The 12,021-nt window shown below is 40.0% G+C and carries 12 protein-coding genes and 1 pseudogene; 3 read left to right on the top strand and 10 right to left on the bottom strand.

Annotated elements, in window-relative coordinates; translation table 11 throughout:
* Window positions 1-290 precede the first annotated feature (290 nt).
* The 7 genes and pseudogenes from ACI3E5_RS15280 to ACI3E5_RS15250 form a co-directional block, all read right to left on the bottom strand.
* Window positions 291-476 (bottom strand): hypothetical protein, encoded by a 186-nt coding sequence (locus ACI3E5_RS15280; protein WP_005230211.1) that lies wholly within the window; start codon window positions 474-476, stop codon window positions 291-293.
* 139 nt (window positions 477-615) lie between these two features.
* Window positions 616-1,137 (bottom strand): GNAT family N-acetyltransferase, encoded by a 522-nt coding sequence (locus ACI3E5_RS15275; RefSeq protein ID WP_005230207.1) that lies wholly within the window; start codon window positions 1,135-1,137, stop codon window positions 616-618.
* A 52-nt stretch (window positions 1,138-1,189) separates the two neighbouring features.
* Window positions 1,190-2,128: a dihydroorotate oxidase gene (locus ACI3E5_RS15270; RefSeq protein WP_325845078.1), complete on the bottom strand. Its 939-nt coding sequence runs from the start codon at window positions 2,126-2,128 to the stop codon at window positions 1,190-1,192.
* A 211-nt stretch (window positions 2,129-2,339) separates the two neighbouring features.
* Window positions 2,340-2,885, bottom strand: a pseudogene (locus ACI3E5_RS15265) (zinc-binding dehydrogenase); the annotation flags it as partial.
* A gap of 442 nt (window positions 2,886-3,327) precedes the next feature.
* Window positions 3,328-3,645, bottom strand: coding sequence for a DUF2500 domain-containing protein (locus ACI3E5_RS15260; RefSeq protein WP_015509816.1), 318 nt, complete (start codon window positions 3,643-3,645; stop codon window positions 3,328-3,330).
* Window positions 3,646-4,401: 756 nt separating this feature from the next.
* Complete coding sequence (locus tag ACI3E5_RS15255) at window positions 4,402-4,731, bottom strand: metal-sulfur cluster assembly factor (RefSeq protein WP_005231940.1); 330 nt, start codon at window positions 4,729-4,731, stop codon at window positions 4,402-4,404.
* Between the two features lie 74 nt (window positions 4,732-4,805).
* Window positions 4,806-5,741: a YitT family protein gene (locus tag ACI3E5_RS15250; RefSeq protein ID WP_498855883.1), complete on the bottom strand. Its 936-nt coding sequence runs from the start codon at window positions 5,739-5,741 to the stop codon at window positions 4,806-4,808.
* 153 nt (window positions 5,742-5,894) lie between these two features.
* Here ACI3E5_RS15250 and ACI3E5_RS15245 point away from each other — a divergent pair, with 153 nt between their 5' ends.
* Entirely contained in the window at window positions 5,895-6,386 is a 492-nt protein-coding gene (locus tag ACI3E5_RS15245; RefSeq protein ID WP_325845077.1) for a YajQ family cyclic di-GMP-binding protein, read from the top strand.
* Between the two features lie 91 nt (window positions 6,387-6,477).
* On the opposite strand, the gene ACI3E5_RS15240 is transcribed toward ACI3E5_RS15245, so the two are convergent.
* From ACI3E5_RS15240 to ACI3E5_RS15230, 3 genes are all read right to left on the bottom strand, one after another.
* Window positions 6,478-8,970, bottom strand: a complete 2,493-nt coding sequence (locus ACI3E5_RS15240) for an ATP-dependent DNA helicase (protein ID WP_325845076.1) — start codon at window positions 8,968-8,970, stop codon at window positions 6,478-6,480.
* Between the two features lie 257 nt (window positions 8,971-9,227).
* The gene (locus ACI3E5_RS15235) at window positions 9,228-9,764 is read right to left on the bottom strand and encodes a hypothetical protein (protein WP_016611127.1); all 537 of its coding nucleotides are present in this window, start codon (window positions 9,762-9,764) and stop codon (window positions 9,228-9,230) included.
* A 280-nt stretch (window positions 9,765-10,044) separates the two neighbouring features.
* Window positions 10,045-10,458, bottom strand: a complete 414-nt coding sequence (locus tag ACI3E5_RS15230; RefSeq protein WP_325845075.1) for a GNAT family N-acetyltransferase — start codon at window positions 10,456-10,458, stop codon at window positions 10,045-10,047.
* Between the two features lie 98 nt (window positions 10,459-10,556).
* Between ACI3E5_RS15230 and ACI3E5_RS15225 the strand changes: the two genes are divergently transcribed.
* Window positions 10,557-11,177 carry an MBL fold metallo-hydrolase gene (locus ACI3E5_RS15225; protein ID WP_325845074.1) on the top strand — a complete coding sequence of 207 codons (621 nt, stop codon included), beginning with the start codon at window positions 10,557-10,559 and terminating at the stop codon, window positions 11,175-11,177.
* A 33-nt stretch (window positions 11,178-11,210) separates the two neighbouring features.
* Complete coding sequence (locus tag ACI3E5_RS15220) at window positions 11,211-11,915, top strand: histidine phosphatase family protein (protein ID WP_005230175.1); 705 nt, start codon at window positions 11,211-11,213, stop codon at window positions 11,913-11,915.
* Window positions 11,916-12,021: the final 106 nt, after the last annotated feature.

The raw sequence follows: 12,021 nt of genomic DNA, 5'->3' as shown, positions 1-12,021 counted from the left end.
GCGACTTAATTAGAATAACAAATGATTTGTTATTTGTCAACAACTTTTTTTAATTAATTTTGTTGATGTATCAACATTGATTAACTGCTTTATTATTGCGACTTCGTTATAATATCATCTGTTTTATTTTTGGTCAAGTCTTTTTTGAAGATTTTTCAACTGTTGTTTTGACCCGCTGGCTCAATTGCCAACGTTGAATACTTTATCATTCTATGAATGAAAGAGCAAGCTTTTTTTCTGAAATTTTTCCAATTAACAAAAACAAAGAAAAAAACTACCCAAAAGGTAGTTTAATCAATATCGATCGTACGGAAACGGATTTGATTTTGATCGTCTCGTTTTAAGGTTGTTTCTTCTTTCAAATAAGAGAACTTCTTCTCATCGATCGCTGGATTTTCAAGCATTTCTTCATAACCTGCAAAAATATCATGGATATATTTTTTATAAGCTTTTTTCTTTTTGATTCTTTTCTTCATTTGGCACCGTCCTTTACGTGCTTATCTTAGCAAGCCGAAAGGATTCTGACAACCATTATCCACATTTTCATACCAAAAATTCACTTTGACACACCTTTTCCATTCTTTCAGCCAAGTGACAAGAATGGAAAAAGAATGTTTAGTTTGTGATCAAACGTTTTTGAAACGCCAATCGCTCTCCATTCGGAAAAGGAAATGTTACCTCTCCTTTATATTGATAGCCAGCTGCTTGGATATTCTTTTGCATCCCAATATTGGCTTTATACGTATCGATACGCAAATCAACGATTCCTTGCTCTAATGCAACCACTTCAAGAGCTTGCAGCAATTTGGCACTTAACTTTTGCCCTTTAAAATGAGAACTGACAACGACGCGATGAATGGATAGATACGGACCGTTTCCATCCCACCCTGCGCCGGTAATTGCGTTGTAGACAGGATCATCACCAGAAACCAGTGCCGCAGACGCTGCGATTTTCCCATCTTTCACTAACACATAGCTTTCACCTTTTGCAATATCTTCTTTGATTTGAGTTTCTTTTGGGCCATAGCCATTTTGCCATTGTGGTGATCCTTGAGCTTTTAAAAAAGCAATTCCTTCCTCAATCAGCGCCATTAACTCTGTTAAATCGCCCTCAGTTGTTTTACGAAATTTCTCCATTTAACCCCACCTTTCTTCTATAAAAAGAAACAGATGATGATAGAAAGTCATTTTAATCAATCGTTTTTAGTTTGCCTTGAAATTCACTGATTGATTGATATCCTTTTTCTTTCATGATCGTTTCTAATTCTTTCGTCAATCGTTCAAAGATCGCCGGCCCTTCTTTTTGCAACTCTGTGCCGATCTGCAACATAGAGGCACCACACAACAAATGCTCATACGCATCTTGACCATTACGGATCCCACCAGTACCAATAATTTTGATTTCTGGCTTGAGACGTTTATAGAAAGCCCGCACATTGGCTAATGCCGTTGGTTTCACATATTCGCCTCCGAGACCACCAAAACCATCTTTTGGTTTGATGACTACCGAGTCAGTAACAGGATCGATGAATAAAGCATTCCCAATACTATTGATTGAATTGATGTAGGTTAACGGATATTTGTTTAATATCTTAGCCATCTCATCAAAGTGAGCCAAATCAAAGTATGGCGGCAATTTGACACCTAAAGGTTTTGTGAAAAAACCAAAGACTGTTTCAAGAATTTGATCGGTCAAAGGAAAATCATAGGCAACTTGTGGTTTTCCTGGCACGTTTGGACAAGAAAGATTCAACTCAGTGATTCCTTCAAAATCACTTTCTTGGATCTTCTTCAATAACTCAATGTTTTCAGCCACACTCATACCAGCGACAGAGAAAAAGAAAGGCGCTTGCTGAGTCATTTCCTGCTGTTTTTTGATGGCATAATCTAAGTAGTAGTCCACCCCTAGATTTGGTAATCCCATCGAATTGATGCTTCCTAAGGGTAAATCGGTATAACGTGGTTCTGGATTTCCGGCACGTGCTTCTAGCGTTGCACTCTTTGTGACAAATGATCCAGCTGCTGATACCGCTAATTCATCTAATTCCTCGATCGTCATACAATGGACTCCTGAGGCGTTCATAAACGGATTTTCGTATGTAAATTTCCCAAAATTCGTAGCTAACATTGATTCATTCCTCCAATCTTTTCAACTAGTTTACCGTTTCATTTCTGAAAATGCAACGGTGTCTTTGATTGGGACAGGTTTTAGAAGGAGCAACCTATTTAATCACTGTAGCAAATCAAAAAAACCATATCCATAGCAGCTTGTTAAAGCTTGCTGAATAAAAATGGTTTTTGAAAACAATCTGTTTGTGCTGTAATCAAATGTTTAGTTTTTAGAGCATGATCATGATTTTATTAAAGCTTTCACTTCTATTTACCGCTAAATCAAATGCTCTTTGAAGATATTTTAACGGAAAGCGATGGGAAATCATATGACTGGCACTCAAGCGTCCGCTTTCTAAAAAGGTGATTGAATCAAACCATTCTTTGCCTGGGAAAGGCGCAGAATAGCTATTCCAAAACTCCTTAATGGTTAATTCACTGCGAAAGATTTTTTCAAATGCCCGTTGCTTAATCAAAACATCAGAATAAGTGATCCCTTGAAATCCAATTTTCCCGCCTTTTTTTGTCACTAAGAGACATTGTTCTTCAGTTATTTTAGTACCTGCACATTCCATTGCAATAGCCACGCCTAAACCATCCGTTATCCGAGAAATCTCTTTTTCAAGATCTTGAACACTAGGATCGATCGTATCGGTGACACCTAAATCTAATGCTTGTTTCAGTTTCTCTGATTGAATATCAATGCCAATAATCTTTTTCACACCCGCAATTTTTAACCATTGGATCGTCAGCAACCCAATCGTTCCTAACCCAAAACGGCAACGACTTTGTCACTTGAAAGAGAAAATGTTTGTGAAAAACCAAGAACGATTTTTCCTTTTTGCAATTATTTCTGAAGTCACGTAAAAAACAAAAAACCTCGTAACAATGAGTCACGAGATTTTGGTGAAGCAATCTATTCTATTTATGAGTATTTAAAAACTATCCGTAGCTCATCACTTCCGCCAATAAAACGAATGGGTGAACTAAATTAAGCCATTCCTCGCAGGAAATTCCCTTCGGTTTTGGTTTTATTTATGCGACCTCATAAGTAGAAATTCTCAAGTGTTACTCGATGATACTGGCGTTTTCCATCGAAAGCGTACAATTCAAATCATTTCAAATGATAAGACACTTGAATAGGAGTTTTTTAATTGACTGTTCAACTTTTTTTGAAATTGAAAACGAATAAACACATACTATATACATACAAATTTTTTACCTATCAAGTGAATTAAACCTTTTTCTTTGATACCTCAACACTCCAGTATCTCCGATGACGTATAATTTGTATTTTCCATACCCTACTTTAAATTCTAATCTTTCGCCACTTGCGATTTCAAATAAAAGATAATAGGTAATGGATTGATTCGTAAAGCCGTTTGCAGCAATATTCGTGCTACTAGTCATTCGTTTATCTACTAGCGTGGCAAGTACTGCCACTTCTGGCGTAGATTGATCCTTTAAGAATTCGACAATATGATATAAGATAACTGCGACGAAAATAAAAGCAAATAAAGTAAATAGAAAATCCACAAAACACACTCCTTTTTGTTTTTATGATCAAGGGAATCAACCAAATCATTTTTACAACTTAACTATAATTATACATTAATACAATTAATTAATCTCGAATCTCTAATAAAAATATGTAACTCGCTAAATGATTGACCGAAACTGTAGTTTGGCTATCGTTTTCCTATATGTATGGTTGCATAGAACACATTTGTATATTTGTTAACCAAGAGTCAGTTGGTAGGATGAAATCACATGACCTTTGAAAAAATATTCCTAGAATCATCCTTCTTCATTCTACATTGACTCCTTAAGGAAAATTCATCGTATCCCAAAGCCTCTGACTAAATTCAGTAACGTTTATTTAGACATGCTTTCTGGGATGCATCTTAAGGTTATCAATGTGGATGAATAAGAATTTAATCTGTGCTCTCTTTTTGTCAAAATGATCGAAGGTTTATAGAAAGTATTACTATTTCGGCAAAGTTAAATACTAACTCACTTTGAGTTGTCATATGAATGGAAAATACGTTGAGCTTTCAGGTTTAAAAATATATGATTTTCTTTAATGCTTTTAGTAAAAAAGCATAACTTTTTCACCAAGTAACTGTTTATTTAAGAAAGTATTCTATAAAAAAACTCTTCTACCAACTTTTTCAAAGTTAATAAAAGAGTTCTGTGTTTATATCCTCATTTTGCCAACTGTCCGACACCTAAGAAAACAGCTTGTTCCATCTAGTTAACAAATATGAAACAACTTTCTATGATTGAAAATCCTTAACGAATCCCCAAAGCAATCCGTGCGTAACGACTCATTTTATCGGTCGTCCAAGCGGGATACCAGACTAATTTTACCTCTGGATTTTTGACTTCTGGAATATCGCTTAGTGCTTCGTGTATCGATTCAGTCAATACGTCGGCTAAGGGACAGCCCATTGTTGTTAAGGTCATTTTGATTACGGTATTGCCTGTTTCTGCATCAAATTCGACTTCATAAACTAAGCCTAGATTCACTATATCAATCCCCAACTCAGGGTCAATCACGGTTTCCAAGGCAGCCAAGACACGCTCTTTGATTGCTTCTGCTTCTACTTCAGTATATGCCACGGTTGAAGACCTCCTTTAATTCTTGTTTCAAATAATACCTTCTTTTGCAAGATTTGTAAATGGACGATCCTTGATTATGGCCGGCTTTTCTTGTGTATTTTCAGTTCTGGGAAGACCCCTGTCGTTTTAAAGGTCCGTTGTTCATCATCTGTCGCAAAACGGCCTGTAATCGATTGGGTCGGCACAAAATTAATAAACGCATTGCCGTCAGCTTGTAAAACGGCTTGTTCTAAATCGTAGATCTCGTAGCGCGTCACGACCATCATGATCATATTGCCAGGTACGCCTGAATACCCTCCGACTGAGGGGAACAAAGTCATGCCGCGAAACACATGCTTAGAAATATTTTTCCCAACAGCTTCCGCATTGGTCGTAATAATCATTGCCGTTACCTTTTGATGACTTGTGTGCAGCATGTCCACAACGTAGCTCATCGCGAAAATCGAAATGATCGTGTACAAGGCACTTTCCCAAGAAAAGACGAAACCTGAGACCATGACAATGATGCCGTTTAAAATAAACATATATTTACCGACTGTTTTTCCAGTCGTTTTTGATAATATCAACGAAAGGATATCCATTCCGCCGGTGGTAAAACCCATTTTCAGTGAAAACGCAACGCCGACGCCCAACAGTACGCCCCCTAGCAAAGCGTTAACCAAAATATTGTCAGTGATCGCTCCTTGCGGAAGGATCATCGTTAAGACGGAAACGACAACGACATTGATAAAGCTCAATAGTGTCGATGATTTCCCGAGTTTGATGAACCCGAGAACAAAGATAGGCAAGTTTAAGAGGAAAATAAACAGCCCTGTACTAAGGTGAACGCCAAAATGTTCCAAGGCAAGTGCCACGATCAATTGGGCGACCCCGTTCATCCCAGCAGAAAGAACGTTTGCGGGAATCAAAAAGAAATTTAAAGCAATGGCTGCAGTGATACCTGACAGCAAAATAACCCCTATTTTTTTCAATCGTTCTGATTGTTCGTGCTTCGTTAATAACTTACTCACAATGATCTAGCTCCTTCACTAAAAATCTCCTTCCAAAGAATAGCAGTTTGTGTGAAAAAATGAAACAATTATTTGCAAAAATTTACTTTTCATTCCCGCATCGTTCGCCTCCATGTTAAAATCATAGGTAAGAGATGAGAGGAGTGATTGATTTTGGCAAAAGAAGCAAGTTTTGATGTCGTATCTGAGATCAACACAGAAGAAGTGAAAAACGCCATTCAACAGGCGGAAAAAGAATTGAAAAACCGATTTGATTTTAAAGGCTCCACGGTAGAAATCAAGATGACTGAGGGCAAACTGACGATCGTTGGAGATGACGAATTTAAGTTGGATCAAATCAAAGATGTGCTCTTTGCGAAGCTGATCAAACGGAATGTACCAACGAAAAATATTCAATTTGGCGAAACGGAGCATGCCTTGGGGGCAAAAGCTCGTCAAACGGCAGAATTGATCAATGGCATCGATAAAGAAAACGCCAAAAAAATAACGACAGCGATCAAAAACGCCAAGCTAAAAGTTAAAACCCAAATTCAAGACAATCAAATTCGGGTAACAGGCAAAAGTCGTGACGATCTGCAAGAGGTGATCCAATTGTTGCGTAAACTGCCCCTGACGATCGATTTACAATTTACAAATTATCGCTAATCAAAAAAACTAGAACAGAGTCTAACGTGATGGTTAGGCAAAATCAGCTTTATCTACTGATTTTGCGCAACCGCTCTTGAAAGCTCTGCTTCTAGTTTTTTTCTTGCCAAAAATGAGTCAATGCCTTTGATAACTCTTGCGGCCGACGAATCTGCAAGGCATGCTGCCAATGTAGTGGAAAAAGTTCTTGGTAACGCGGTGTCCGAAAGCGCTGATCCAGCAATAACACCACGCCACGATCGCTGACATCCCGAATCACTCGACCGGCTGCTTGCAGGACTTTATTCATCCCTGGCAGCTGATAGGCATACGCAAAGCCAGCTGCCTTTTTCTCATCGTAATATTCCCGAATCAATTCTTGCTCGTGATTGATTTGCGGTAGTCCGACTCCGACCACTGCTGCACCGATCAAGCGGTCGCCTTTTAGGTCGATCCCTTCAGAAAAAATTCCTCCAAGGACACAAAATGCCACCAATGTTTTTGGTTGACTCTTTGGTTCGTCTTGACTTTTATCCAGCAAGGATGATTGTTGCGAGTCAAAAGATTGAAACTGCGCAAGAAACGCCTCGCGCTCTGCTTCGTTCATAGCAGTCCCCTGAATCAAGATCGCCACCTCTGGCGCCTGTTGAGAAAATGCTGCCGCCACATCATCCAAGTAACGATAAGATGGGAAAAAGACCATATAGTTTCCCGCTTTCGCTGCCGTCATTTGCTGGATCGCATCAACGATCGCAGGAATGCTGGCTTCACGTTGGCGATACGTCGTTTGAATATAGTCCGCAATAAAAATCCCCTGATTTTTCGGATCAAAAGGACTTGGCAAGCGATAGCGCAAAGCTTCATCGCCGCCACCTAATACTTCTTGATAATACGACAAAGGGGTAAAGCTCGCAGAAAACAACAGGCTGGCCTTGCCCTTATCTAACACGGATTCCAAAAACGGCGCTGGTTCGATGCAAAATTGCCGTAGTTTGATATCATAGCGGTCGATCTCCACCGTCGTTTCGTAGTGATCATCATAAAATTCACTGATCTTCAAATAATGGTTGGCTTCAAAATACACTTGCAGCACTTCTTCTTGCAATTCATGCTCAGGGTTTGCCGGCAACCATTCCTTCATCAATTCAGCTAATTTGTATAGCTGATTGACCATTGTTTCATGGGGAGCTGCTTGATGGTGGTATGACCATCCTTCCTCTTTTGCTAATTGGGCTAAAGCCGCAAATTCTTTATCAACTCTGTTTAGTGCGCGTTTTAATTTCTGTTGATCCTTCGGCAGCTTCTTCTTTAATTCCTTAAATGGCTGTCGTAAGATCGTTGCGGAATACATTTCTTTCGAACGGTTAACTAAGTTATGGGCTTCATCCACTAAAAAGAAATACTCTTCGTCTGGCTCTTCAAAAAATCTCCGTAAATAAACGGTTGGATCAAACAAATAATTATAATCACCAATAATGACATCGCAAAAGACACTGACATCCAGTGAAAGCTCAAAGGGACAAACCGTATGCTTCATTCCATAAATCTCGATCACTTCTCGAGTTATTTGGTTTTCGTGATGCAACAGATCCCACAAAGCTTCGTTGATTCGATTGTAATAGCCTTGTGCATAAGGACAATGCTCTGGCGTACAGTTTCGTTCATCCAGAAAGCAAATTTTATCTTTGGCAGTGATCGTGACACTCTTGGTTTCACTACCGTTGTCTGCTAACTTGCTCAACGCATCTTCAGCCACTTGTCTGGTGATCGTCTTCGCCGTCAGATAAAAGACCCGATCTGCCCCTTCTTCCCCGAGAACTTTTAATGCGGGAAACAGCGTTGACATGGTTTTTCCAGTTCCCGTTGGCGCTTCCGCAAAAAGTCGCTTGCCATTTTTTAGTGTTTTATACGCCGCTGCTGCTAACTCTCGCTGCCCTTTGCGAAAGGTTTCAAAGGGAAAAGACAGCAGCTGCAAAGACGTATTGCGGACACGGCGCCAATTCTCTTGAAAAACTAACCATTTATGATATTCCTGAAGTAATTCTTCATAAAAAACAGCTAATTCTGAGAACTGAAATGTTCTTCTCGTACGGGTGGTCAGCTTTTCAGTGGTTTGATAATAAGTCAATTGTACGGCGATCCGATCGATGGGTCTCCTCGGATCATTTTCTCCATCAGCAGTAGCTTCTGCTTCTAGTTTCTCTTGTTTTTCACTGTCATTAAGCGCTGCTTGTTCATTTTCTTGTAGTAAAAACAAATAAGCATAAACCATTCCCTGGGCAAAAAACAAATCGATTTGATCTTCAGGGATATCTTCGAAAGCTGGTTCTGAAGTTTTGATCTCATCGATCACCCAAGAATTAACAGCTACATCAAAAAAGAGACCATCGGCACGTCCTTCGACAGTGATCGAATCTTTCTCAATTTGGCTTTCTCGTTTGAAAAAGACTTCTTTTTGATACGCATCCCCAGCCTCTTTTTGTAGTTGGCGATGGATACGGGCGCCTTCTTGTGCGGTATGATTACTGACTTTGCGGCTATCAATATCGCCTCTGCGCAAAATAAATTCTACGATTTTTCTAACCGCAACTTTTCCTTTATACACGTGTTCACCTTCTCGTTTGCCATTATAGCGGATAGATCACTTTTGGAAAAGCGAACAGAAACAGCTTTTCATCCTCTGCGGAGAGTATCCTATCCAAATAGGTTTGATCTCTAAAAAAACCACTTGCGGCAAAATGCCTTCTCATCAGGTAATCAACGCCATTTCCACTTCCAGAAAATGGGTTTGACGAAAGGTTACCAAAAAAACCTACTCTACTCACCTAAGCAAGTAAAGCAGGAATATTTTTTTAAGAAAATTTATTGATCGACCTGAATGTCATAGCTAACGCCATTTTGATCATAGGCCTTCTGATTATTAGGATCTAAGGTGAACTCAAAGGTTCGCCCATCTGCCATGATCGTCAAACGTTTTCCTTCGACGATGTATGAGGCATCTTGATAGGTGATCTCGTAAATTTGATAAGGATCGTTGGACAACTGTACCTCTGAATGAGAAAAATGACGCTGAAAATCACTTTCGATTTGTCCTTTATACAAGGCAACATCACTAGAGCTGGCTGAACTATCTTCTAAGTCTGCCATCGGCAAATACTGCTTAACGATCGTCAACTCATTCTCATGGAAATCATAAACCCCTTGGCTTTGCGGAAAGATGACACTCTCATCTTGGATCAACATCAAATCAAGGTCGCCATTTTCAACCGCTTTTGAGGCGGAAGTAACGGTTTCAGAAACTTCTTTCGAATCATCGATGGATAGCTCTTCCTCACCACAGCTCGCTAAAAGAAGCACAGCAAAGCATACAGTGAAAAAGAATTGGAGCGATTTTTTCATAAAAAACACCTTCTTACAAAAAGTTGATGTATACCAATCAAAACGAACACAAGGTCCTGAACACTTACTTTCCCCGAACTTAGTCACGACGAAGGTTTCTGCTGCAGGAAAAAATTAGACCAGTTTCAAACGAAACACGCGCTTTCTTATTTTAATTAGTATAACAGCAGTTTTTTGCTAATGCGGTTTCTTAGAAAAATTTTCGAATTCCCACAATAATTCTGAGCTTTTCTCTCATCAAACTATTGGTTAGCCTTATCACCTGCCTGCCATAGGGTGGTCACAGCATCTTCACGAAATAAAGCCTATCCGTGCCAAGTACAGGTGTGTCAGAAAGCACAGCAAATTGTTCGAAGCCGACCGCTTGATAGAACTGTGGCGCTTGGTAGTCTTGGGTGGTAACTGTCACGGAACGACACCCCGCTTTTTTACCGTGATCGAAAAGTGCTTCCATCAATTGTTTCCCCACCCCTTGATTCTGATGGTTTGGATCAACTGCAAACAATTGAATATGAATCGTATTACCTGTCCGTTTCCCAATCAACCCACCAAGTTGATCGTGATTGTCAAAAAATGCAAATGAAAGCTGCTCTTGATCGGAAAAGGCACTCACTGCCTCTGTTTTTTTCGTTGAATAATTGAGCCATTGACAGATCGCCTGACGATTGTCTTCTGTGTTCATCGTTTCTATCATTAATTTTTCACTCCTAAAAACCTTTCTTTGTTTCCTCTTATACTTTAAGCTATACTTATAGTCAGACACAAGTATTTGTGATCCTAGGAGGTTTTAGCATGAAAATCATTGGTTTAGTGACAGGACCCGTTCAAGAAAATTGTTACCTTATTTGGAAAGAAGATTTTTTGTTGATTATTGATCCTGGAGCAGAAGCAGCGAGATTGATCGCTGAGATCGAAAAAACAGGCGTAAAACCAGCAGCGATTTTATTGACCCACACTCATTATGACCATATCGGTGCAGTTGACCATTTGCGGGATTATTATCAGATCCCCGTTTACGTTAGTCCACTTGAGCAAGAATGGCTAAGTGATCCTATGAAAAACCTTTCTGGTCGTCATCCTGAATTAGGAACCATCACCGCACGTCCAGCAGAATTCGAGCTAGAATTGAAAGAGTACGAGATAGCTGGCATGTCCTTTAAGGTTGTTGCAACCCCAGGTCATTCCATCGGCAGCGTCAGTTTTATTTTTGACAAGTTTGTCGTTTCTGGAGACGCCTTATTTAAAGGCAGCATCGGTCGGACCGATCTACCAACTGGCAACCTTGAGCAATTGCTGACCAGCATCCAAACGCAACTTTTTGTTTTACCGAATCAGATGGCCGTTTATCCTGGCCACGGGGAACCAACAACGATCGAGATTGAGAAACGGACCAATCCGTTTTTTAACGCATAAACGAATGACGAACCAAAGGAGGAATTACTACTTATGGCAAAAACGGAATTGTATGTCGTGCGTCACGGGAAAACCATGTTCAACACATTGCAGCGTGTGCAAGGCTGGTGCGACACCCCATTGACTCGTACTGGTGAACAAGGCATCCATTATTTAGGACTCGGGTTACGAGATGTGGATTTTGTGGAAGCAGTATCCAGTGACAGCGGCCGCGCGATCGAAACGATGCGTCTGATACTGGGTGAACATGTCAGAGGACCAGAGATCCCTTATCATATCGACAAACGGATTCGTGAATGGTGCTTTGGCTCACTTGAAGGTGCCTATGATGCAGAAATGTGGGGCGTTCTGCCACGGATTCTTGACTTTCCTGATTACGATGATATGATTGCCAATCATGTCTCGTTTGAGGCGATCGCCAATGCGATCTACCACGCAGATACAGCCAATTGGGCGGAAACCTTTGATGTGTTGACCGAACGTGTCAAAACAGGGTTTGAAGATATCGCCTACCGCGTTGAGAAAAAAGGCGGCGGCAATGCGCTAGTTGTGTCTCACGGCTTAACGATCGCTTTTCTTTTGCATCTGATCAATGATGAGAACAATGTTCGCATGGATATTGAAAATGGCTCGGTCACTCGACTGATCTACGAAGATGGCAGCTTTACGATTGCTGAAGTGGGCAATACCGATTACATCAAAAAAGGCTTGGCACTCTCTCAAGAACTTTTATCCTAAGAGAAACCTTTGGCAGTTGATCAATTTCTTTAAGAAAGGAGCAGTTTTTGTTTTAAAAACTGCCCCCTTTTTTTAGGAAAAAGATTGGTATTCGAATCAGGAAACG

It is taken from the genome of Candidatus Enterococcus avicola (assembly GCF_047470845.1).
GTDB lineage: Bacteria > Bacillota > Bacilli > Lactobacillales > Enterococcaceae > Enterococcus_D > Enterococcus_D casseliflavus.
Note: the sequence above shows the minus strand (reverse complement) of the source record. Positions and strands in the feature narration are given on the sequence as shown.